This window comes from Stenotrophomonas sp. PFBMAA-4 (assembly GCF_030053215.1).
Taxonomy (GTDB): Bacteria; Pseudomonadota; Gammaproteobacteria; order Xanthomonadales; family Xanthomonadaceae; genus Stenotrophomonas.
The window spans coordinates 1-22091 of record NZ_JASGBW010000047.1 but is presented as its reverse complement, the minus strand read 5'-3'; the positions used below and the strand labels follow the sequence as shown (position 1 = coordinate 22091).

Below are 22091 nucleotides of genomic sequence, written 5' to 3'. Positions count from 1 at the left end.
TGTTCGCCATGGTGCTGGCCATCGGCCTGCTGGTGGACGATGCCATCGTGGTGGTGGAGAACGTCGAGCGCATCATGTCCGAAGAGGGCCTGTCGCCGCTGGAAGCCACCCGCAAGTCGATGGGCCAGATCACCGGCGCGCTGGTGGGCATCGGCCTGGTGTTGTCGGCGGTGTTCGTGCCGATGGCCTTCATGAGCGGCTCGACCGGCATCATCTACCGCCAGTTCTCGGCCACGATCGTCTCGGCCATGGCGCTTTCGGTGCTGGTGGCCATCGTGCTGACCCCGGCGCTGTGCGCGACCATGCTCAAGCCGCTGAAGAAGGGCGAGCACCACGTCGCCCACAGCGGCCTGCTGGGCCGTTTCTTCAACGGCTTCAATCGTGGCTTCGACCGTTCCAGCGAAACCTACCAGCGCGGCGTGAAGGGCATCATCCATCGCCCGTGGCGCTTCATGGGCATCTTCGTGGCCCTGGCCGTGGTGATGGGCGTGCTGTTCGCGCGCCTGCCCAGCTCGTTCCTGCCCAATGAAGACCAGGGCATCATGATGGCGCTGGTGCAGACCCCGGTCGGCGCCACCCAGGAACGCACCCTGGAAGCGATGGCCAAGCTGGAAGACCACTTCCTGAAGAACGAAGCCGATGCGGTCGAGTCCATCTTCGCCGTGCAGGGCTTCAGCTTCGCCGGCATGGGCCAGAACGCGGGCATGGCCTTCGTCAAGCTGAAGGACTGGAAGGAGCGCGACGCCGACCACAGCGTGGGTGCGATCACCGGGCGTGCAATGGGCGCGCTGGGCCAGATCAAGGACGCCTTCATCTTCGCCTTCCCGCCGCCGGCCATGCCGGAACTGGGCATCGGTTCGGGTTACACGTTCTTCCTGAAGGACACCAGCGGCAAGGGCCACGACGCCCTGCTGGCCGCGCGCAACCAGCTGCTGGGTGCGGCGGGCCAGAGCAAGCTGCTGGCCAACGTGCGCCCCAACGGCCAGGAAGACACCCCGCAGCTGCGCATCGACGTGGACGTGGAAAAGGCCAACGCCCTGGGCTTGTCGGTCAGCTCGATCAACAACACCCTGGCCGCGGCGTGGGGCAGCAGCTACATCGATGACTTCATCGACCGTGGCCGCGTCAAGCGCGTGTACGTGATGGCCGATGCACCGTTCCGCATGAACCCGGACGACTTCAACGTCTGGTCGGTGAAGAACGGGCAGGGCGAGATGGTGCCGTTCAGTGCCTTCGCCTCCAAGCGCTGGGACTACGGTTCGCCGCGCCTGGAACGCTACAACGGCGTGTCGGCGATGGAGATCCAGGGCGAGCCCGCCGCGGGCGTGGCCTCGGGTGATGCCATGGCCGAGATCGAGCGCATCGCCAAGGACCTGCCGACCGGCTTCGAGATCGAGTGGACCGCGCTGTCCTACCAGGAGCGCCAGGCCGGTTCGCAGACGCCGCTGCTGTACACGCTGTCGCTGCTGATCGTGTTCCTGTGCCTTGCCGCACTGTATGAAAGCTGGAGCGTGCCGACCTCGGTACTGCTGGTGGCGCCGCTGGGCATCCTCGGCGCGGTGCTGGCCAACACCTTCCGCGGCATGGAGCGCGACATCTACTTCCAGGTGGCCATGCTCACCACGGTGGGCCTGACCAGCAAGAACGCGATCCTGATCGTCGAATTTGCCAAGGAAAACCTTGAGAAGGGCGCGGGCCTGATCGAAGCAACGATGCATGCAGTGCGCGACCGCCTGCGCCCGATCATCATGACCTCGCTGGCGTTCGGCCTGGGCGTGCTGCCGCTGGCCATCGCCTCCGGTGCGGGTTCCGGTGCGCAGCGCGCCATCGGTACCGGCGTGCTGGGCGGCATGCTGGTGGGCACCGTGATGGGTGTGTTCTTCATCCCGCTGTTCTTCGTGGTGGTGCAGCGCGTGTTCAACCGCAACAAGGGCAACGGGGGGGGCACGCCGCCGGCCCCGCGCGATGACGCTGCCCATGGAGGTTCCCATGAATAAGACCCCCTTGCTGCTGGCGCTCGTCGCCAGCCTGGGCCTGGCCGGCTGTTCCACCCTGGCGCCGAAGGACACCGCCGTTGCTCCGGGCATTCCGGCGCAGTGGCCGGCCGAAGCGAGCCAGGGCGAGGTCACCGATGTTGCTGCACTGGGCTGGCGCGACTTCTTCGCCGATGAGCGCCTGCAGCAGGTGATCGGCCAGGCGCTGGACAACAACCGCGACCTGCGCGTGGCCGTGCTGAACGTGGAAAAGGCACGCGGCCAGTACCGCGTGCAGCGCGCCGACCGCGTGCCCGGCCTGGCCGCCACCGGCCAGATGGAACGGCAGGGCACGAATGCGGGCGTCACCGAGCAGTTCACCGCCGGCGTGGGCGTGGCCGATTTCGAGCTGGATCTGTTCGGCCGCGTGCGCAACCTCAGCGAATCTGCGTTGCAGCAGTACTTCGCCGTGGCCGCCAACCGCCGCAACGCGCAGCTGAGCCTGGTGGCCGAGACCGCCACCGCCTGGCTGACCTACGGTGCCGATGCGCAGCAGCTGAGGATTTCCGAGGCTACGCTGAAGACCTACGAGGATTCGCTGCGCCTGGCCGAGGCCCGCCATGAACGCGGCGGCAGTTCCGGTCTGGAACTGAGCCAGACCCGCACGCTGGTGGAAACCGCGCGTACCGATGCCGCCCGCCTGCGCGGGCAGCTGGCCCAGGACCGCAACGCGCTGGCGCTGCTGGCCGGTGGCCAGGTCGATGCGGACCTGCTGCCGGACAGCATCGAACCGCAGCTGCTGGCCCTGGCCCCGCCGCCGGCGGGCCTGCCCAGCGACGTGCTGCTGCAGCGCCCGGACATCATGGCCGCCGAACACCAGCTGCTGGCGGCCAACGCCAACATCGGTGCCGCGCGCGCCGCGTTCTTCCCCAGCATCACCCTGACCGGCAGCATCGGCAGTGGCTCGGGCGAACTGTCCAACCTGTTCGACAGCGGCACCCGCGTGTGGAGTTTCCTGCCGAAGATCACCCTGCCGATCTTCCAGGGCGGCAAGCTGCGCGCGAACCTGGCCGTGGCCAATGCGGACCGCGATATTGCCCTGGCGCAGTACGAGAAGGCGATCCAGAGTGGTTTCCGCGAAACCTCCGACGCGCTGGCGCTGAATGTCAGCCTGGACGAGCAGGTGAGCGCGCAGCAGCGCCTGGTGGATGCGGCCGAAACGGCCAACCGCTTGTCGCAGGCACGCTATGACGCCGGCCTGGACAGCTTCGTGACCCTGCTGGACGCACGTCGTACCGCGTACAGCGCGCAGCAGACCCGCCTGCAGACGGAGCTGGCCCAGCAGACCAACCGCATCACCCTGTACAAGGTACTGGGCGGCGGCTGGCACGAGCGCGGGTAAACCCCGGTAGCGCCGGGCCACGCCCGGCGGCCTTGTTTCCTGCGTTCATTGCATCGCATGCGGGACCGCGCTTCGCACTCGCCGGGCATGGCCCGGCGCTACCAGGCGGGGTGGTTCCGGTAGCGCCGGGCCGTGCCCGGCGGCTTTGCTTTTGGCGTTCATTGCATCGCATGCTGGCTGGGCTTCGCACTCGCCGGGCATGGCCCGGCGCTACCAGGCGGAGGGATCCCGGTAGCGCCGGGCCGTGCCCGGCGGCTTTGCTTTTGGCGTTCATTGCATCGCATGCTGGCTGGGCTTCGCACTCGCCGGGCATGGCCCGGCGCTACCAGGCGGGGTGGTCCCGGTAGCGCCGGGCCGTGCCCGGCGGCTTTGCTTTTGGCGTTCATTGCATCGCATGCTGGCTGGGCTTCGCACTCGCCGGGCATGGCCCGGCGCTACCAGGCGGGGTGGTCCCGGTAGCGCCGGGCCGTGCCCGGCGGCTTCTTGTGCATGCCGCGTGCTACCGCATGGGCCATCGACACCAGGCAAACGGGTATTCATCCAATTCGGCAGCGAGTCCGGCGCGTATCGGATTTCCCAGAATGTAGAGCGCATGACGCCTCAAAGCCTCTTCATTGCGAACGGCGTGGTCGAAGTAGCTCGGCTGCCACAGGGGCGTCTCCACCCCGAACTGCAGCCCCAGATGGCGGCTGCTGCGTGATTTCAACGTTCCCATCAATCGGGCGAGCGTTCCCGCGCGCAACTGCATCAACCAATGAACATGATCGGGCATGACGACCCAGGCGAACGAGCGACTGAGTCCTTCGCGCTCGACGAAGCGGAGTGTATCCACGACGCATTCGGCGCAGCGAGGGTCTGCAAACACCGGGCGCCGCTTCAGCACGACAGTGGTAAGCACGTAATAGCCATCGATGCGGGAATCGCGGCCACGTTGGAGATGACGGCTGGACATTGGGCCAGTCTGGGAATGCGCTTTGAGTTTCCCTATCGGCAGACACCTTGGCAGCTTGTGAGGTTCTGCCGCGCGGCGCCGGGTCGGTAGCGCCGGACCATGCCCGGCGGCTTCCTTCGGGCGTTCATGGGATCGGACACAGACCGCGCTGCCGCGCTCGCCGGGCAAGGCCCGGCGCTACCAGAGCGTAAGCGTTCATGGCATCGGACATAGGCCGTGCTGCGCGCTCGCCGGGCATGGCCCGGCGCTACCGGATGTGATCAAACCGCTTCGTCATCGCGCGGGGGCGCGCGGCAGGAGCGCACCCGGGCCAGCGCGTCGCCGGCCTCGCGGGCCATGCGCTCGTACTCGGCGCGGATTTCCTCCAGCCGTTCTTCGTCCATTTCCTCAAGGTCCAGCAGCTCGTTGTTGGCGTCGGCCGTGGCGCGGATCAGCTCGTCCAGCTTGATCTGCATCGCCGCGGTGTCCGAGTTCTGCGTGTGCTGGATCAGGAACACCATCAGGAAGGTGATGATGGTGGTGCCGGTGTTGATCACCAGCTGCCAGGTATCGTTGAAGCCGAACACGGGGCCGCTGATGCCCCATACCACCACGATCGCCACCGCTGCCAGGAAGGTCCACGGCGAGCCGGTGGCGGCCGCGGCCTTCTTGGCGATCGTATTGAACAGGTTTCTTGCTTTCATCGTCGTCGTTCCACCCAGGTGACGAGGATGATCGGCAGCGGCCCGTGCACGGGCCGTGCAGCCGCGATGGGGCTCAGGCGCGCAGGCGCGGGGCGTCCTGCAGGCGCACGCGGCTGGTCTGGTAGACGTGCTGCCAGCAGCGGTCGACGAATTCGCGGGCCTGCGCCTCGCTCAGGCGCGGCATGATCTGCAGGGCGTACTGGGTCTGGAACGTCTCGTCGCGCTCGGCGTTGCTGGCGCGCGGCTGGGTGATCAGCGAATCACAGGCGAACTTGATCCACGGCACGTAGGAGCCGAACGAGTTGTGTGGCAGGGCACCGTCGGCATGCTGCCGGCGCCAGTGATCAAGCTCAGCATCAACGTCGATGACCGGTGGGATGGCGGGGACTTCAGCGTGCATGGCATTCCAGTTCGGTTGGGGTGGCAGGGAGTGGGGGTTCATCGCAGTGTGCGTATGTGCCGGTGCATGCAGCGTCAGCGCGGCGTGCAGCCGGTGTTGCCATCGATCAGCTGCGCGTGTTCAACGGCACCCAGGTCTTCGGCCATGTCGGCCATCGCGTTGCACAGGCGCACGTGGTCGCGCGGATGATCGCGGGTGATTTCCTGCTGCATGTCCTGGAATGCGGCCCAGAACGGCGCACCACGCCGATGCAGCGCGAACTGCTGCGTCAATCGGTCGCGGATGCCGGCGAGGGCGGGGTCGGGCAAGGGGCGTACGGCGTGCGCGCTCATGGGCTTGCTCCCCCGGGACAGGAGGGCCCCGGTGATTCCACCGTAGGCGCACCGTGCGAAGGCGCTGTTAGCAGCGCGTGTGTGGTTTATCCAGCTGACTGTGCGCCAGCGCACATCGGCCTGTGCAGAGGCAGCCGGCACAAGGCTGTGCCGGCTCTGAAGCGTTCATCTAGCTGTGCGTGGAACGGAAATGCGGCGCTTATTCGCCGATGTCTTCGTTCCAGATTTCCGGATATTGCGCAATGAAGCCGCCCAGCAGGTCGACGCATTCCTGGCTGTCCAGGTCGATCACGTTGACGCCGTTTTCGCGCAGCCAGTCGATGCCGCCCTGGAAGGTGCGCGATTCCCCCACCACCACGGTGCCGATGTTGAACTGGCGCACCAGGCCCGAGCAGTACCAGCACGGGGCCAGGGTGGTGACCATGATGGTGTCCTGGTAACGGCGCTGGCGGCCGGCCTTGCGGAAGGCATCGGTTTCGCCGTGCACGGACGGATCGCCTTCCTGCACGCGGCGGTTGTGGCCGCAGCCGAGCAGGCGGCCATCGTTGTGGTACAGCGCCGCGCCGATCGGCACGCCGCCCTCGGCCAGGCCCTGTCGGGCTTCGGCGATGGCGGTCTGCAGCAGGGCCTGGTAGTCGGGCGTGGTGATCATGCGGGGCTCCGGTGGGTCATGGGCCGCCATGATAAGGCCCGGTTACCCCGCAGCGGCCCCGGCAGTGCGATAATCAGCGCATGAGCGAATCCCCCTACAAATCCGGTACCACCCATTTCGGGTTCCGCGACGTGGCCGCCAAGGACAAGCAGAAGCTTGTCGGCGAGGTGTTCACCTCGGTCGCGCGCAGCTACGACCTGATGAACGACCTGATGAGCCTCGGCGTGCACCGGGCCTGGAAGCGCTATTACGTGGCCACCGCGCAGGTGAAGCCGGGTGACCGCGTGCTCGACCTGGCCGGCGGCACCGGCGATATCGCCGCCCTGCTGAAGGAGCGCGTGGGCGCCGAGGGGGCGGTGGTGCTGGGCGACATCAATGCCGGCATGCTGTCGGTCGGCCGTGACCGCCTGACCAACCGCGGCCTGGTGCTCGGCCTGGACTACGTGCAGTGCAATGCCGAAGCCCTGCCGTTCCCGGACAACAGTTTCGACCTGGTGACCATCGCCTTCGGCCTGCGCAACGTGACTGACAAGGACGCCGGCCTGCGCGAGATGTACCGCGTGCTGAAGGTGGGCGGCCAGGCCCGCGTGCTGGAGTTCTCCGAAGTCACCGCCGACTGGTTCAAGCCGATCTACGACTTCCACTCGTTCAGGATCCTGCCGAAGCTGGGCAAGCTGTTCGCCAACGATTCGGACAGCTACCAGTACCTGGCCGAGAGCATCCGCAAGCACCCGCCGCAGGAAGAACTGAAGGCGATGATGGGGCAGGCCGGTTTCGAGCGCTGCCACTATAAGAACCTGACCGGCGGCATCGTCTCGATCCACTCCGGCTACAAGCTGTAAGCCTTTGACGGCCGCCGGGCATGGCCCGGCGCTACCTGTCCGGTTTCCCGGTAGCGCCGGGCCATGCCCGGCGAGCGGGTCCCACGGCAGGCCTTACCCCGCATCGCGCAACGCGTCCGGGGCGGGGGCGAGGTACCATTGGGGTTTGATCCCCGTAACGGTCCCGATTCATGCGTAATCCGCTGATGCTCCTTCCGCTGGCCGTGGCCCTGGCCGCCGGCTGCTCCCAGGAGGCGGCCGCGCCCGCCGCCGCCCCGACTGCCGAAAAGGCCCCCGCCGCCCCCGTGAACGCCGAAAACCGCAGCCACGACGAAAGCTCGTACGCCGAGCCGGACAAGGTCGTCATCAAGGACATCGCGCTGGATCTGAAGCTGGACTTCGACCAGAAGCAGATCGGCGGCACCGCCACCTACACCCTGGAATGGAAGCAGAAGGACGCCCAGCAGCTGGTGCTCGACACCCGCGAGCTGAACGTGTCCAAGGTCGAGGCCATCGCCGCCGACGGCGCGCGCAGCCCGCTGAAGTTCGAACTGGCGCCGGTCGACAAGGTCTTCGGCAGCAAGCTGACCATCGAAGCGCCGGAACAGCCGGCCAAGGTGGAAGTGAGCTACCACACCGCACCGACCGCCTCGGGCCTGCAGTGGCTGGAGCCGTCGATGACCGAGGGCAAGAAGCTGCCCTTCATGTTCAGCCAGTCGCAGGCCATCCACGCCCGTTCCTGGGTGCCGCTGCAGGACACCCCGAGCGTGCGCTTCACCTACAGCGCGCACGTGACCTCGCGCCCGGACGTGATGGTGCTGATGAGCGCCGACAACGACCCGAAGGCCGCGCGTGATGGTGATTACACCTTCAAGATGCCGCAGCCGATCCCGTCCTACCTGCTGGCCATCGCCGCTGGTGACCTGGTGTTCGAGCCGATTTCCGGCCGCTCCGGCGTCTGGGCCGAGCCGACCATGGTCAACAAGGCCGCCAAGGAATTCGAAGACACCGAGAAGATGATCGGTGCCGCCGAAAAGCTGTACGGCGAATACCGCTGGGGCCGCTACGACATGCTGGTGCTTCCGCCGTCGTTCCCGTTCGGCGGCATGGAAAACCCGCGCCTGACCTTCGCCACCCCGACCGTGATCGTCGGCGACAAGTCGCTGGTCTCGCTGGTCGCCCACGAACTGGCGCACAGCTGGTCGGGCAACCTGGTGACCAACGCCAGCTGGAAGGACATCTGGCTCAATGAAGGCTTCACCACCTACGTCCAGGGCCGCATCACCGAAGCCCTGTACGGCAAGGAGATGGCCGAGATGGAGAAGCAGATCGACCAGACCGACCTGCTGGCCGAAGTAAAAGACATGAGCCCGGCCGACCAGGCCCTGGCCCTGCCGCCGCTGAACGAGCGTGACCCCGACGAAGCCCTGAGCCAGGTCGCCTACGTCAAGGGTTCGTGGTTCCTGGAGTTCCTGGAACAGCGCTTCGGTCGCGAAACCTTCGACCCGTTCCTGCGTGGCTGGTTCGATGACCACGCTTTCCAGAGCGCCAACACCGACCAGTTCGTCGAGTACCTGAAGAAGAACCTGCTGCCGAAGAACCCCTCGGCGGTGAGCGAGGCCGAGCTGAAGGCATGGCTGGACGAGCCGGGCATCCCCTCGTTCGCCACCAAGGCACAGTCGCGCAACTTCAGCAGCGTCGATGCCGCGCGCATCGCGTTCTCCGGCGCCGGCAGCCTGCCGGGCAGCCAGGTCACCGCCGAGTGGGGCACCCAGGAATGGGTCCGCTTCATCGACGGCCTGGGCGCCACCCTGCCGCTGGACAAGCTGGCCACGCTGGACAAGGCGTACCACTTCACCGGCACCGCCAATGGCGAAATCGCCATGCGCTGGTACCCGCTGGCGATCCGCAGCGGCTACGAGCAGGCCAATGACGCCGCCGCGGCGTTCATCGAGCGCGTCGGCCGCCGCAAGCTGATCATGCCGATCTACGCTGAACTGGTGAAGACCCCGAAGGGTCTGGAGCTGGCCAAGGCGGCCTTCGAGAAGGCCAAGCCGGGCTACCACCCGATCACCACCGCCTCGGTCCAGGATCTGCTGGCCAAGGCTGAAGCCAAGTAACGGGTAGTGCCGGCCGCTGGCCGGCAACCAGGCACTGCGTCACCGGCAACGGCGGGGAAACCCGCCGTTGCTGTATCCGCCATCCGCCGCCGATAGAATCGGGGGGCACCCGCAAAGGACTTCCGCATGAAACGACTGATCCTGATCACCGCCTGTGCCCTGGCCCTGGCCGCCTGCAGCAACCCCGAGGAGGAGCGCAAGGCGCAGGAAGCCGCCGCTGCCGCCGCCCAGGCGCAGAAGGAAGCCAAGGCCGCGGACGTGGCCAAGCAGTACGACACGGCCGTGGCCGCGCAGGACTGGGAGCGTGCGCGCATCCACGGCGGCTCGCTGCTGGACCAGTACAAGGACACCGAAGCGGCCGAGCGTATCGCCGCCGGCTTCGACGAAGTGAAGGCCAAGGCCGATGCCGCGCGCGACCTGCGCCGGCTGCAGGCGCTGTGGCAGTACAACGAGATTCCGGTCGGCACGAAGGGCAAGCAGGTCTCGGCCACCATCTACAGCAAGGAACGGGTGGACGTGGATGGCAGCGGCGCCAAGCCGGTGCAGCTGGTCTTCCGCGACCATCCCGAGTGGAAGCGCCACGCTTACCTGGTGCTGCAGGCCGGTGATTTCCGCTGCCCGCAGTGCACGGTGAAAGTGACCGTGGACGATGGCAAGCCGATCTCGATGGCGGCCTGGCGGCCGAAGACCGACGAGGCCATCGCCATGTTCATCACCGACCAGAAGGCGCTGTGGAAGCTGGCCCAGAAGGGCAAGTCGATCAGCATCGAGTTCCCGGTAAAGGCCGGCGGTACCCGCACCGCGGTGTTCGAGACCGGCGGCGTGGATACCAGCCGCATGCCGCAGTGGTGGAAGTGACGGCCACGGCGGTGGTGGCGCCGGCACTGTCGGCCGTGCGCCACTGGGTGTTCGACATGGATGGCACGCTGACCGTGGCCATGCATGATTTCGAGCGCATCAAGCGCGAACTGGGCATCCCGCCCAGCGCGGACATCCTCGTGCATCTGGCGGGCCTGCCGGGTGCGGAGGCGGCGCAGAAGCACGCCTGGCTGCTGGCCCACGAGCGTGGGCTGGCCGAGGACGCGCTGCCGGCCCCGGGCGCGGTCGAGCTGCTGCGCGCGCTGGCCGCGTCCGGTTGCCAGCTGGGCATCCTGACCCGCAACGACCATGCGTTGGCGAAGCTGACGCTGGAGGCCATCGGGGTAGGGGATCTGTTTGACGATGGCGGCGTCATCGGCCGCGATGAGGCTGTGCCCAAGCCGTCGCCCGACGGTGTGCAGCAGCACCTGCGGCGCTGGGGCATCGGCGCCGACGCTGCGGTGATGGTGGGCGACCACGCCTACGACCTGGACTGCGGCCGCGCCGCCGGTGCGCGGACCGTGCTGGTCAATCTGCCTGAAAACCCCTGGCCGGGCCGCGCGGACTGGCATTTCGCCGATTGCCGCGCGCTATTGGCGGCCTGGCAGGCCGCATGACCGTGTAGAGCCGAGCCCATGCTCGGCTGCTCTGCGGTCAGGTCGCGCTGGCGCGCGAAAGCCGAGCATGGGCTCGGCTCTACAGACGGTTCCGGTGGCGCCGGGCCATGCCCGGCGGTGTGGGTAGTGCCGGCCGCTGGCCGGCAGTGTCGACCAAGGTCGACACCTACCAGAGCAGTTCCCGATCGCGCATCGAAATGCGCGGGCCCCGTCCGGCTTACGCGCCCAGCGCGTACCCGAACTGCTGCTTGAACTGGTCGTGGAACTCTTCAAACGTGAAGCGCTGGTTCTGCGTGCCCGGGTGTTCGACCTTCAGCGCGCCCATCAGGTTGGCCATGCGGCCGATGGTCAGCCAGTCGTAGCCCTTCTCGATGCCGTAGATCAGGCCGGCGCGGAAGGCGTCGCCACAGCCGGTCGGGTCGACCACGCGGCGCTCGTGCGCCGGCGGGATGTCGTAGCTCTTTTCCGGGGTGTGGATGACCGCGCCCTTCGGGCCACGGGTGGTGATGTAGGCCTTCACCCGGCTCACGATCTGCTTCTCGTCCCAGCCGGTGCGTTCCTGCAGCAGGTTGGACTCGTAGTCGTTGACCACCACGTAATCGGCCTGCTCGATGAAATCGCGCAGCTCCGGGCCGTTGAACAGCGGCAGCGCCTGGCCCGGGTCGAAGATGAAGGGAATGCCGCATTCCAGGAACTCGGCGGCGTTCTGGATCATGCCGTCACGGCCATCCGGCGCAACGATGCCGAAAGTGACGCCCGGCACGTCCTTCACGTGGTTCTCGTGCGAACGCATCATCGCGCCCGGATGGAACGCGGTGATCTGGTTGTTGTCGTGGTCGGTGGTGATGAAGCACTGCGGGGTGAACATGTCTTCCAGCACGCGGACCTGGCTCAGGTCGATGTCCATGCGCTCGAAGTGCTCGCGGTACGGTGCGAAATCCTGGCCAACGGTGCCCATCGGGATCGGGCTGCCGCCCAGCAGCTTCAGGTTGTAGGCGATGTTGCCGGCGCAGCCGCCCAGTTCGCGGCGCATGCGCGGGACCAGGAAGGACACGTTCAGGATGTGCACCTTGTCCGGCAGGATGTGATTCTTGAACTGGTCCGGGAACACCATGATGGTGTCGAAGGCAAGAGAACCACAGATCAGAGCGGACATCGATGTAAGCCTATGCGGTGAATTTGGGGGTGGCCAGCCGGCATCGGCCAGCAAGCAAATGGCGCCCTTGGGCGCCCGACGGCGCAAAGGTTACCTGCTGGTGCCGCTCAGGGCCAGAACCGGGTGATGCCCAATTGGGCGCAAAGCCAGCCAAGTCGCGGGTTCAGCTAGTTTTTTCCTTGCTCGCCGGGAAGCGGGTTGCTAGGCTTGTCGGCCTCGAATTCTGCCCATTTTTTCGCCATCCCGCGGCGGGCACGACACCCCTCAGGACTCCTTCCTCAGATGTTCAAGAAACTCCGTGGCATGTTCTCCAACGACCTGTCCATCGACCTGGGCACGGCCAACACCCTTATTTACGTGCGTGGGCAGGGGATCGTGCTGAACGAGCCGTCGGTCGTGGCCGTGCGTCAGGACCGTGCCATCGGTGGCACCCGCTCGGTGGCAGCCGTAGGCGCCGAAGCCAAGCAGATGCTGGGCCGTACCCCGGGCCACATCACCACCATCCGCCCGATGAAGGACGGCGTCATCGCCGACTTCACCTACACCGAGGCGATGCTCAAGCACTTCATCAAGAAGGTGCACAAGTCCCGCGTGCTGCGCCCGAGCCCGCGCGTGCTGGTCTGCGTGCCGGCCGGTTCGACCCAGGTCGAGCGCCGCGCCATCCGTGAGTCGGCCGAGGAAGCCGGTGCCCGCGACGTGTTCCTGATCGAAGAGCCCATGGCCGCCGCGATCGGCGCCGGCATGCCGGTCACCGAGGCGCGCGGTTCGATGGTCATCGACATCGGCGGCGGCACCACCGAAGTGGCGGTGATCTCGCTGAACGGCATCGTCTATTCGGCATCGGTGCGCATCGGTGGTGACCGCTTCGACGAGTCGATCACCAACTACGTGCGCCGCAACCACGGCATGCTGATCGGTGAAGCCACCGCCGAGCGCATCAAGGTCGAGCTGGGCTGCGCCTACCCGCAGGCCGAGGTCATCGAGATGGAAATCTCCGGCCGCAACCTCGCCGAGGGCGTGCCGAAGATGATCAAGATCAGCTCCAACGAAGTGCTCGAGGCCCTGCACGAGCCGCTGTCGGGCATCGTCAGCGCGGTCAAGCTGGCCCTGGAACAGACCCCGCCGGAACTGTGCGCCGACGTCGCCGAGCGCGGCATCGTGCTGACCGGTGGTGGCGCCCTGCTGCGCGACCTGGACCGCCTGATCTCCGAGGAAACCGGCCTGCACGTGCAGGTGGCCGACGACCCGCTCACCTGCGTGGCCCGCGGTGGCGGTCGTGCGCTGGAACTGGTCGACATGCACGGCAACGAGTTCTTTGCGCCGGACTGAGGCCTGCCGCCTGGTCTTCCCTGCAGCGCCCTTCCGGGGTGTGGCCCGCTGCTGCGGGCCGGCACCGGCGGGGCGCCGCCGTGTTTCCCCTTCGCCCTCAGCTGATTGAACTGTTGCCGTGCCGCCTTACGCCGGTCCTCCCGTAGCCTCCCGATCCGGTGACGCCGCCAGTCCGTTGCGACTGCTCGCCTACCTGGCCATGGCCATCATCCTGATCGTGCTGGACGACCAGGCCGGTTGGCTGGCGCGCGTGCGCGCCCAGGCCGATACGCTGGTGCAGCCGGTGTGGGCGCTGGCCGGCCTGCCCGGCAAGCTCAGCAACCAGGTGCGCGACAACGCGGCCAGCCATGGCCAGCTGGTGGCCGAGACCCGTGAACTGCGCAACCAGCTGCTGCTGGCCAACGCGCGCCTGACCCGCCTGCAGACCGCCGCGCTGGACAACGCCCAGCTGCGCGAACTGCTGAACGTGGCCGAGCGCAGTGGCCTGGACGTGCAGCTGGCGCCGATCCTGGACATCGACCTGGACCCGGTGAAGCAGCGCCTGGTGCTCGACGCGGGCAGCCGCGACGGTGTGCACGTGGGGCAGGCGGTGATCGATGCCGGGGGCCTGATGGGGCAGGTGATCAGGACCACCGGTGGCACCTCCACCGTACTGCTGCTGACCGACCCGGACCATGCCGTGCCGGTGACCGTGGCCCGCAACGGCGTGCGCCTGATCGTCTACGGGCGCGGCGACACCCTGCAGCTGCGCGATATTCCGTTGAGCGCGGGCGTGGAAGTGGGCGATGAGATCGTCACCTCCGGCCTGGGCGGGCGGTTCCCGCCGGGCTTCCCGGTCGGCACGATCACCGCGCTGCGCCCCGATGACACCCATGCCTTCCTGGTGGGCGAACTGAAGCCTGCGGCCCAGCTGGACCGCGGCCGCGACGTGCTGCTGCTAAGGCCAGGCGCAGCCATCCGGATTCCGCCGGAGCTGCGCCAGAGCCTCGAAGCCAGTGCAGCCGGTGGCCCCGCCGAGGGTGAAGTGCTGCCCGCCGGCGCCCCTCCGGCCGTCCCGGCTGGTGCCCCGGTAGTGCCGGCCGCTGGCCGGCAACCTCCCTCGCCGCAGGCGAGGACGGTTGCCCCCGCATCCCACCTTGACCCCGCGCCGTCGGCGCGCCCCCTTCAACAAGAAGGGGGCTCTCCACCCGCTGGGTCCACGGTAGTGCCGGCCGCTGGCCGGCAACAACTCCAGCCCACGCCGCAGGAGCCCGCACGATGAGCCGCCTGCGCGACAACCCCTGGGTGCTGCCGGCCAGCCTGGTCGTGGCCCTGCTGCTGGGCCTGCTGCCGCTGCCCGCGCTGCTGCAGCCGCTGCGCCCGTACTGGCTGGCCCTGGTGCTGGCCTACTGGGTCATCGAGGCGCCTGAGCGCGTCGGCCTGGGCATCGCCTTCACCAGCGGCGTCATCGCCGATCTGCTGTATGGCGGCGTGCTCGGCGAGCAGGCCATGCGTCTGGTGATGCTGGCCTTCATCCTGCAGCGCTTCCGCGCCCGCATCCGCTTCTTCCCGATGTCGCAGCAGATGCTGGCCATCGGTGGCCTGCTGTTCAACGACCGCATCGTCAGCGCGCTGGTGCACATCCTGGTGGGCGAACCGACCCTGCCGTGGTCGTACTGGTGGGCGCCGCTGCTGGGCATGGGCCTGTGGCCGCTGGTGTTCGTGCTGCTCGACGCAGTGCGCTTCGGCAAGCGCGGGCGCTGAGCCATGATCCCGCGTCGCCAGGTCAAGAACCCGCACGCCGAAGCCGAACAGTTCCGCCGCCGCGCGGCGCTGGGCTTCCTCGGCGTGCTGGTCTGCCTGCTGGGCCTGGGCGGCTGGTACTTCAAGCTGCAGGTGCTGGACCACGACATCTACGCCACCCGCTCGGAAGCCAACCGCATCAAGCCGCGGCCGGTGGTGCCCGGGCGCGGCATGATCTACGACCGCAACGGCCGCCTGCTGGCCGAAAACGTGCCGGCCTTCCGCCTGGACGTGACCCCGGACAAGGTCAAGGACATGGACGCCACCCTGGAAGGGCTGGCGAAGATCATCAGCATCAGCCCCGAAGAGCTGGAAGCGTTCAACAAGTCGCGCAAGGCGCGCCGCAGGTTCCTGCCGGTCACCCTCAAGCTGCGCATGACCGATGAGGAAATGGCGCGCTTCGCGGTGGACCGCTGGCGCTTCCCGGGCGTGGAGCTGGAACCCTACCTGACCCGCCGCTACCCCTATGGCGACCTGTTCGCGCACATCATCGGCTACGTCGGCCGGGTCGATGACAAGGACCTGGAGATCCTCGGCGAGGGCAACGCGGCGCTGACCCACATCGGCAAGTCGGGCCTGGAGCGCTATTACGAGCAGCAGTTGCGCGGCAAGGTCGGCTACGAACAGGTCGAGACCAACGTGCAGGGCCGCGCCATCCGCACCGTCGGCCGGGTGGCCGCACAGTCCGGCGCCGACCTGCGCCTGTCCATCGACGCCGACCTGCAGCGGGCCATGGTGGCGGCCTTCGGTGACCAGGAAGGTTCGGCCGTGGCGATGGACCCGCGTACCGGCGAAGTGCTGGCCATGGTCAGCCTGCCGTCGTACGACCCGAACCTGTTCGTCAACGGCATCTCGCATGCCGATTTCAAGGCGCTGAACGACAATCCCTCGCGGCCGCAGTTCAACCGCCTGGTGCTGGGTGGCGTCGCCCCCGGTTCCACCCTGAAGCCGCTGATCGGCCTGGCGGGGCTCGATTCCGGCGTGCGCCGCCCGGAAGACAAGGTGCTGTCCACCGGCATGTTCTACCTGCCGGGCACCTCGCGCGGTTGGGGTGACGCCCATCGCGGCGGCCACGGCTGGACCGACCTGCGCAAGTCCATCGCCGAATCGGTCAACACCTACTACTACAAGCTGGCGCTGGACCTGGGCATCGAGCGCTTCGACCATTACATGGAGTACTACGGCTTTGGCCAGCCGACCGGTATCGACCTGACCGGCGAAATCGGCGGCATCCTGCCGTCGCCGGCCTACAAGCGCAAAAGCCGAAAGGAAGCCTGGTACCCCGGCGACACGGTCAACATCAGCATCGGCCAGGGCGACTGGAAGGTGACCCCGCTGCAGCTGGCGCGCGGTGTCAGTGCGCTGGCCGACGGCCAGCTGCGCACGCCGCACCTGGTCATCCAGCAGCGCGAGGGCTTCGACAGCAACTGGGCGGCGATGCCGCAGGGCGAGAGCAGGCCGGTCAGTCCCAACCCCAATAACGTGCAGGCCGTTCGCGAGGGCATGATGGCCACCATGCGGCCCGGCGGCAGTGGCTGGCGCGTGGCGGTCGGTGCGCCCTACGTGATGGCCGGCAAGACCGGTACCGCGCAGGTGGTCAGCCGCAAGGGCACCGCCGCGGTAAACCCTAAGAGCCTGCCGATGCATCTGCGCCACCGCGCGCTGTTCGTCGGCTTCGCGCCGGTCGAAAACCCGGTGATCGCCATTGCCGTGGCCGTGGAAGGTGGTGGCTACGGTGGTTCGGCCGCCGCACCGATCGCGCGCAAGGTGTTCGATGCCTATCTGCTGGGCAAGATGCCCGAAGGCATGCAGCCGCTGGATGCCGAGCGTGGCACCACCGTCATCGGCGTGACTGCGTTCGACAACGAAGACGCCAGCGCGCGCCCGGCTGGCGATGCTGCCGCCGCGCAACTGGGCGAGCATCCGGTCGCGGTGGGGGTGCCTGCGCCCGCACCGGCGCCTGCTCCGGCACCCGGTGCGCCGCCGGCAGCGGCCGCCGCCTTGCCCGCCAGCCCCCGTTCGCCCCCCGCGGAGCCTGCACGATGAGTGATTTCCTGCGCTGGGCCGGCGATATGCTGCGGCGCTTCTTCAGCTCCCTGGACTGGGTGCTGTGCCTGGCCCTGGGCATGCTGATGGTGATCGGCCTGGCTACGCTGAAGAGCGCGGGCGGCGACAGCCTGGTGATGGCCCAGGGCGCGCGATTTGTGGTCGGCCTGGCGGCGCTGTGGGCCATCTCACGCGTGCCGATCCTGCGCATCCGCTCGGCGACCCCGCTCATCTACGCGATCTCGATGATCCCGCTGCTGGCCGTGTTCGTGCTGGGCACCGGCAAGTACGGCCGGCAGTGGCTGGACCTGAAGTTCTTCTACCTGCAGCCGGCCGAGCTGCTGAAAGTCAGCCTGCCGATGATGGTGGCCTGGTACCTGCACCGCATGCCGTTGCCGCCGCGCTTCAACACGGTGCTGGTGGCGATGGTCATCATCGGCGTGCCGACCGGCCTGGTGATGCTGCAGCCGGACTTCGGCACCGGCGTGCTGATCGCCGCCAGTGGCGTGTTCGTGCTGCTGCTGGGCGGCCTGCCGTGGTGGTGGGTGGGGCTGGGCGTGGGCGGCGTGGCCGCGGTCGCGCCGGTGGCCTGGTTCTGGCTGCTGCGGCCGTACCAGAAGGACCGCATCATGATGTTCCTCGACCCGGAGATGGACGCGCTGGGTGCCGGCTGGAACATCATCCAGTCGAAGATCGCGATCGGGTCCGGTGGCTTCGATGGCAAGGGCTGGGGCGAAGGCTCGCAGTCGCACCTGAACTTCATTCCCGAGCAGACCACCGACTTCGCGTTCTCGGTGCTGAGCGAGGAGTTCGGCTGGATGGGCGTGGCCCTGGTGCTGACCCTGTACCTGGTGGTGATCGGGCGCTGCCTGTGGATCGCCAGCCAGTCGCGCGATTCGTATTCCCGGTTGCTGGCCGGCGCCACGGGCCTGGCGTTCTTCGTCTACGTGCTGGTGAACGGCGGGATGATTTCCGGTTTGCTGCCGGTGGTGGGCGTGCCGATGCCGCTGATCAGTTACGGCGGCACCTCGGCGGTGTCCCTGTTGGCTGGCTTCGGCCTGGTGATGGCCGTGCGCAGCCACAACCCGGTGCACGGCGGCTACGGCTGATTCTGTAGAGCCGAGCCCACGCTCGGCTGCTCTTCGCAAAACGCAGCCGAGCATGGGCTCGGCTCTACAGAAGCGTGGGTCGGTAGCGCCGGGCCATGCCCGGCGACAAGGGAAAGCTTCACGCAAGCGCCGCCCGCTACTGTGCCTGCGTGGAATGGAAACGTGTGTTTGGCATCTGCCGCGAGGCGGTGCGTACGATCGATCTGCCGTTGCTGCTTGCATTGCTGCTGCTGATGGCGGCCGGACTGGCCGTGCTGCACAGCGTCTCGGGGCCGGTGACCGGGCAGGCCGCGCGGTTTGCCGGTGGCCTGGCAGCCATGTGGCTGCTGTCGCGGGTATCGCTGCTGCGCCTGCGCGCGTGGACCCCGGTGCTGTACGCGTTGTCGATGCTGCCCTTGATGGCGGTCTATGTGGTCGGCACCGGCAAGTACGGCCAGCGCTGGCTCAACCTGGGCGTGTTCTACCTGCAGCCCTCCGAGCTGCTCAAGCTCAGTCTGCCGCTGATGATGGCCTGGTACCTGCATCGCCAGCCGCTGCCACCGTCGCCGCGCACGGTGCTGACCGCCGCGGCGCTGATCGGCGTGCCGGCGGTGCTCATCCTGCTGCAGCCCAACCTGGGCACCGCCACCCTGGTGACCGCCAGCGGCGTGTTCGCGCTGCTGCTGGCCGGCCTGCACTGGGGCTGGGTGGTGGCCGGCCTGGCCAGCGTTTCGATGGCCGCGCCGCTGGCCTGGTTCGGCCTGCTGCGGCAGTACCAGAAGGACCGCGTGCTGACCTTCCTCGACCCGGCGGCCGATCCACTGGGCACCGGCTGGAACATCCTGCAGTCGCGCATCGCCATCGGTTCGGGCGGCTGGGAAGGCCGTGGCTGGGGGCAGGGCACGCAGGCCACGCTGGATTTCCTGCCCGAGTACACCACCGACTTCGCATTCTCGGTGCTGGGCGAAGAATTCGGCTGGATCGGCGTGGCGACGATGTTCGCGCTGTACCTGTTCGTGGTGGGGCGCTGCCTGTGGATCGCCGTGCAGGCGCGCGACACGCATGCGCGGTTGCTGGCGGGCAGCCTGGGGCTGGCGTTCTTCGTGTACGTGCTGGTGAACGGCGGGATGATTTCCGGCCTGCTGCCGGTGGTGGGCATCCCGATGCCGCTGGTCAGCTATGGCGGCACCTCGGCGGTATCGCTGCTGGCAGGCATCGGGCTGGTGATGGCGGTGCGCAACCACCACCCGGTGCATGGGGGCTGCGGCTGATTCTGTAGAGCCGAGCCCATGCTCGGCTGCTCTTCGCAAAACGCAGCCGAGCATGGGCTCGGCTCTACAGAAGGTGCGCAGCCGAGCATGGGCTCGGCGCTGCATCACAGCGCAGCCGCGCATGCTCGACATCACCGGCACAGCCTCCCCGCCGACGAAGTTCCATAAAAAGTGCGGACCAATTCACATTTTGACGTAGCGTTGATCCGGATCAATGGACTTGTCGTAATCGGCCTGCACAATGGCGGCCCGTTCGGCACGGCGCGCCGTCTGTAGATGCAGCGCGAGGGGGCGCCGGGCGGGAAAGCAGTACTGGTCCAACGGATACAGGGAGCGCGGGGCACTGTCACTGGGGAGCGACAGCCGCGCAGGTATCGACAGGATCCGGTCGCCGGTTGCGCCTGCGGGGATGGGGGCGCAACCGGCAACCTCTGCCTGAATGGGGCCGGGTGCTCACGACGCCTTCACATTTCCCGCTGAACGCGCGCAAATCGTTGTGATTCATGGTGTTAGGGGTTTTAATTCATCCATGACCTGCTAACCTGCGACGATGATTCGACGCACCCTGGCCTGCTTGCTCACCCTCGGTCTGGTCGCCTGCGCGACCCAGCCGACGTCCCCGCCGACTTCACCCCAGGCCAGCAGCACGCCGCGCCACCCGGCCGGCAAGCCCGCGCAGGGCCCGGCCGAAGCCGCCCCGGAAGCGACCGCCGCCACTGCGCCGCCGGTCGACCTCACCCCGGTGCCGTTCGAAACCGCCCGCGCCAATTTCATTGCCGATACCGCCAAGCGCTATGGCCTGGCACCGGCCGAGATCGCCCGCGTGCTCGACCAGGCGCAGGTGCGCCAGCCGATCATCGCTGCCATGTCGCGGCCCGCCGAGCGGGTCAAGCCGTGGAATGAATATCGTCCGATGTTCATCAGCAAGGCACGCATCGATGGCGGCCGCGCGTTCCTGGCCGAGCACCGCGCCGAGCTGGACCGCGTGCAGCAGCGCACCGGCGTGCCGGCCGAAGTGATCGTGGCCATCATCGGCGTGGAAACCAGCTACGGAAAGAATGCCGGCAGCCACCGCGTGCTCGATGCGCTGTACACGCTGGCCTTCTATTACCCGCGCAGCGGCGACCCGGCCAAGCTGGAACGCGAAGTGCGCCGCGAACTGTTCTTCCGCGACGAGCTGGCCAAGCTGTTCGAACTGGGCCGCGAAGAGAAGCTGGACATCACCACGCTCAAGGGCAGTTATGCCGGTGCGATGGGCATGGGCCAGTTCATGCCGTCCAGCTACCTGGATTACGCCGTGGATGGCAACGGCGATGGCCGCCGCGACCTGTTCACCAGCTACGACGACGTGTTCTCGTCCATCGCCAACTACTTCGTGAAGAAGGGCGGCTGGGTGCGTGGCGGCCAGGTGGCGGTGCCGGCCACGCTGGCCCCGGGCCGCGAGGAATTCAACCCGACCGAGTGGATGCCCACCTGGACCCTGGCCGACCTGGCCCAGCGCGGCTACCAGCCCAGCGCGCCGGTACAGCCGGGTGCCACCGCCACCCCGATCACCCTGGAAGCCAGCAACGGCAAGCAGTACTGGCTGGGCTTCCAGAACTACTACGCGATCACCCGCTACAACCTCTCGAAGATGTACGCGATGGCCGTGTTCCAGTTGTCGCAGGCCATTGCCGGACAGGAGCTGCCCCCGGCATGAACATCAGATGGCTGGTCCCCGGAATGGTCGTGCTGGCGCTGGCGGCCTGCAGCAGCGCACCGGACAAACCCAGTGCCGGCCATGGCGGCAAGGTGCCCAGCACGGTGGTGCAGGGCAAGGGCAAAGGCGGGCGCCCGCCGCACTGCCCGGACGGTTCGCCGTATGCGGCCGCCACCGAGGATCCCAGCACCCGCGGCAACTACACCGCCGGCGGCCTGTACAAGCCGGGGGTGAAGGACACCACGCCCAGCTACGTGCCCAACGTGGCCTGCATTCCCGAGCCGGAAGTGACCGCGATCGAGCGCTCGGTGATCGGCAACAAATCGCCGTACGTGGTGCTGGGCAAGTCGTACAAGGTGCTCGACGATACCCATGACTACGTCGAGCGCGGCACCGCGTCGTATTACGGCGCCAAGTTCCACGGCCGCCTGACCTCCAACCGCGAGGTCTATGACATGTACCAGTTCACCGCCGCCCACAAGACGCTGCCGCTGCCGAGCTTCGCCCGCGTGACCAACCTGGACAACGGTGAATCGGTGATCGTGCGCGTCAACGATCGCGGCCCGTTCCATGATGGCCGCGTGGTCGACCTCAGCTACGCTGCCGCCGTGCGCCTGGGCATCACCCAGCGGGGCACCGGCAACGTGGAAGTGCGCGCGCTGCAGCCGGGCGAAAGCAACCTGCTTGCGCAGAAACCCTCGCGCCGCGAGCGCCGTGCGGCCGAGGCTGCGGCGGCTGCCACGACGGTTGCCGCGGCACGCCCGGCACCCGCCCCGCGTGCCGCCGCGCCCAGCGACATCGACCGCCTGGTGCAGCGCCTGCCCGCCGATGGCGCGCCGGCCCGTGGCCAGCCGGCCACCACCCAGGCCGCCAACAGCGCCCTGCCTGAGGTCGCGGTGAGTAGCCTTCC

19 protein-coding genes and 1 pseudogene are annotated in these 22091 nt (G+C 67.8%); 14 read left to right on the top strand and 6 right to left on the bottom strand.

Annotation, left to right across the window (positions count from 1 at the left end):
- Both smeE and smeF read left to right on the top strand, forming a co-directional pair.
- A pseudogene (smeE, locus tag QMZ26_RS20170) lies at positions 1–1997 on the top strand (multidrug efflux RND transporter permease subunit SmeE); the annotation flags it as partial.
- Positions 1978–3375: a multidrug efflux RND transporter outer membrane subunit SmeF gene (gene smeF, locus QMZ26_RS20165; protein WP_159095051.1), complete on the top strand. Its 1398-nt coding sequence runs from the start codon at positions 1978–1980 to the stop codon at positions 3373–3375. The pseudogene smeE and the gene smeF, both read left to right, overlap by 20 nt.
- A gap of 499 nt (positions 3376–3874) precedes the next feature.
- Here smeF and QMZ26_RS20160 read toward each other — a convergent pair whose 3' ends face one another.
- The 5 genes from QMZ26_RS20160 to QMZ26_RS20140 form a co-directional block, all read right to left on the bottom strand.
- Positions 3875–4327, bottom strand: a complete 453-nt coding sequence (locus QMZ26_RS20160) for a transposase (protein WP_283222489.1) — start codon at positions 4325–4327, stop codon at positions 3875–3877.
- A gap of 260 nt (positions 4328–4587) precedes the next feature.
- Positions 4588–5010 carry a low affinity iron permease family protein gene (locus QMZ26_RS20155; protein ID WP_108758863.1) on the bottom strand — a complete coding sequence of 141 codons (423 nt, stop codon included), beginning with the start codon at positions 5008–5010 and terminating at the stop codon, positions 4588–4590.
- Positions 5011–5083: 73 nt separating this feature from the next.
- Positions 5084–5410 (bottom strand): hypothetical protein, encoded by a 327-nt coding sequence (locus tag QMZ26_RS20150; protein ID WP_079223409.1) that lies wholly within the window; start codon positions 5408–5410, stop codon positions 5084–5086.
- A gap of 74 nt (positions 5411–5484) precedes the next feature.
- Positions 5485–5742 carry a hypothetical protein gene (locus tag QMZ26_RS20145; RefSeq protein WP_079223408.1) on the bottom strand — a complete coding sequence of 86 codons (258 nt, stop codon included), beginning with the start codon at positions 5740–5742 and terminating at the stop codon, positions 5485–5487.
- Positions 5743–5941: 199 nt separating this feature from the next.
- Positions 5942–6394: a nucleoside deaminase gene (locus tag QMZ26_RS20140; RefSeq protein ID WP_094002387.1), complete on the bottom strand. Its 453-nt coding sequence runs from the start codon at positions 6392–6394 to the stop codon at positions 5942–5944.
- Positions 6395–6474: 80 nt separating this feature from the next.
- On the opposite strand from QMZ26_RS20140, the gene ubiE reads away from it, so the two are divergent.
- From ubiE to QMZ26_RS20120, 4 genes are all read left to right on the top strand, one after another.
- Complete coding sequence (gene ubiE, locus QMZ26_RS20135; protein ID WP_283222488.1) at positions 6475–7236, top strand: bifunctional demethylmenaquinone methyltransferase/2-methoxy-6-polyprenyl-1,4-benzoquinol methylase UbiE; 762 nt, start codon at positions 6475–6477, stop codon at positions 7234–7236.
- 170 nt (positions 7237–7406) lie between these two features.
- On the top strand, positions 7407–9335 hold the full coding sequence (locus QMZ26_RS20130; protein WP_108747395.1) for a M1 family metallopeptidase: 1929 nt from the start codon (positions 7407–7409) through the stop codon (positions 9333–9335).
- Between the two features lie 126 nt (positions 9336–9461).
- Positions 9462–10193 (top strand): hypothetical protein, encoded by a 732-nt coding sequence (locus tag QMZ26_RS20125; protein ID WP_283222487.1) that lies wholly within the window; start codon positions 9462–9464, stop codon positions 10191–10193.
- Positions 10181–10810 (top strand): HAD family hydrolase, encoded by a 630-nt coding sequence (locus QMZ26_RS20120; RefSeq protein ID WP_283222486.1) that lies wholly within the window; start codon positions 10181–10183, stop codon positions 10808–10810. Before QMZ26_RS20125 ends, QMZ26_RS20120 begins: the two co-directional genes overlap by 13 nt.
- Positions 10811–11027: 217 nt before the next feature.
- Here the strand turns inward: QMZ26_RS20120 and QMZ26_RS20115 are convergent, their stop codons facing one another.
- Entirely contained in the window at positions 11028–11966 is a 939-nt protein-coding gene (locus QMZ26_RS20115; protein ID WP_079223403.1) for a carbohydrate kinase family protein, read from the bottom strand.
- Positions 11967–12248: 282 nt separating this feature from the next.
- Here QMZ26_RS20115 and QMZ26_RS20110 point away from each other — a divergent pair, with 282 nt between their 5' ends.
- The 8 genes from QMZ26_RS20110 to QMZ26_RS20075 form a co-directional block, all read left to right on the top strand.
- Entirely contained in the window at positions 12249–13295 is a 1047-nt protein-coding gene (locus tag QMZ26_RS20110; protein ID WP_079223402.1) for a rod shape-determining protein, read from the top strand.
- Positions 13296–13413: 118 nt separating this feature from the next.
- Positions 13414–14556, top strand: a complete 1143-nt coding sequence (mreC, locus tag QMZ26_RS20105) for a rod shape-determining protein MreC (protein ID WP_283222485.1) — start codon at positions 13414–13416, stop codon at positions 14554–14556.
- Positions 14553–15038, top strand: coding sequence for a rod shape-determining protein MreD (gene mreD, locus QMZ26_RS20100; RefSeq protein WP_079223400.1), 486 nt, complete (start codon positions 14553–14555; stop codon positions 15036–15038). The genes mreC and mreD overlap by 4 nt, the downstream gene beginning before the upstream one ends.
- 3 nt (positions 15039–15041) lie before the next feature.
- Complete coding sequence (gene mrdA / locus QMZ26_RS20095; RefSeq protein ID WP_283222484.1) at positions 15042–17123, top strand: penicillin-binding protein 2; 2082 nt, start codon at positions 15042–15044, stop codon at positions 17121–17123.
- Positions 17120–18232: a rod shape-determining protein RodA gene (gene rodA, locus QMZ26_RS20090; RefSeq protein WP_283222483.1), complete on the top strand. Its 1113-nt coding sequence runs from the start codon at positions 17120–17122 to the stop codon at positions 18230–18232. The genes mrdA and rodA (QMZ26_RS20090) overlap by 4 nt, the downstream gene beginning before the upstream one ends.
- A gap of 149 nt (positions 18233–18381) precedes the next feature.
- Positions 18382–19482, top strand: coding sequence for a rod shape-determining protein RodA (gene rodA, locus QMZ26_RS20085; protein WP_283222482.1), 1101 nt, complete (start codon positions 18382–18384; stop codon positions 19480–19482).
- Positions 19483–20032: 550 nt separating this feature from the next.
- Positions 20033–21181, top strand: coding sequence for a lytic murein transglycosylase B (gene mltB, locus QMZ26_RS20080; protein ID WP_283222481.1), 1149 nt, complete (start codon positions 20033–20035; stop codon positions 21179–21181).
- Positions 21178–22091 (top strand): septal ring lytic transglycosylase RlpA family protein (locus QMZ26_RS20075; RefSeq protein WP_283222480.1); only part of this gene is annotated, 914 nt, incomplete at its 3' end. The genes mltB and QMZ26_RS20075, both read left to right, overlap by 4 nt.

Excerpts from the sequence above, each read along its gene's own strand:
- rodA (WP_283222483.1), top strand. The coding sequence starts at position 17,120 with ATGAGTGATTTCCTGCGCTGGGCCGGCGATATGCTGCGGCGCTTCTTC.
- QMZ26_RS20145 (WP_079223408.1), bottom strand. The coding sequence starts at position 5,742 with ATGAGCGCGCACGCCGTACGCCCCTTGCCCGACCCCGCCCTCGCCGGC.
- QMZ26_RS20150 (WP_079223409.1), bottom strand. The coding sequence starts at position 5,410 with ATGCACGCTGAAGTCCCCGCCATCCCACCGGTCATCGACGTTGATGCT.
- QMZ26_RS20125 (WP_283222487.1), top strand. The coding sequence starts at position 9,462 with ATGAAACGACTGATCCTGATCACCGCCTGTGCCCTGGCCCTGGCCGCC.
- QMZ26_RS20110 (WP_079223402.1), top strand. The coding sequence starts at position 12,249 with ATGTTCAAGAAACTCCGTGGCATGTTCTCCAACGACCTGTCCATCGAC.
- mrdA (WP_283222484.1), top strand. The coding sequence starts at position 15,042 with ATGATCCCGCGTCGCCAGGTCAAGAACCCGCACGCCGAAGCCGAACAG.
- QMZ26_RS20140 (WP_094002387.1), bottom strand. The coding sequence starts at position 6,394 with ATGATCACCACGCCCGACTACCAGGCCCTGCTGCAGACCGCCATCGCC.
- smeF (WP_159095051.1), top strand. The coding sequence starts at position 1,978 with ATGGAGGTTCCCATGAATAAGACCCCCTTGCTGCTGGCGCTCGTCGCC.
- QMZ26_RS20115 (WP_079223403.1), bottom strand. The coding sequence starts at position 11,966 with ATGTCCGCTCTGATCTGTGGTTCTCTTGCCTTCGACACCATCATGGTG.
- ubiE (WP_283222488.1), top strand. The coding sequence starts at position 6,475 with ATGAGCGAATCCCCCTACAAATCCGGTACCACCCATTTCGGGTTCCGC.
- mltB (WP_283222481.1), top strand. The coding sequence starts at position 20,033 with ATGATTCGACGCACCCTGGCCTGCTTGCTCACCCTCGGTCTGGTCGCC.
- mreD (WP_079223400.1), top strand. The coding sequence starts at position 14,553 with ATGAGCCGCCTGCGCGACAACCCCTGGGTGCTGCCGGCCAGCCTGGTC.
- QMZ26_RS20130 (WP_108747395.1), top strand. The coding sequence starts at position 7,407 with ATGCGTAATCCGCTGATGCTCCTTCCGCTGGCCGTGGCCCTGGCCGCC.
- QMZ26_RS20155 (WP_108758863.1), bottom strand. The coding sequence starts at position 5,010 with ATGAAAGCAAGAAACCTGTTCAATACGATCGCCAAGAAGGCCGCGGCC.
- QMZ26_RS20160 (WP_283222489.1), bottom strand. The coding sequence starts at position 4,327 with ATGTCCAGCCGTCATCTCCAACGTGGCCGCGATTCCCGCATCGATGGC.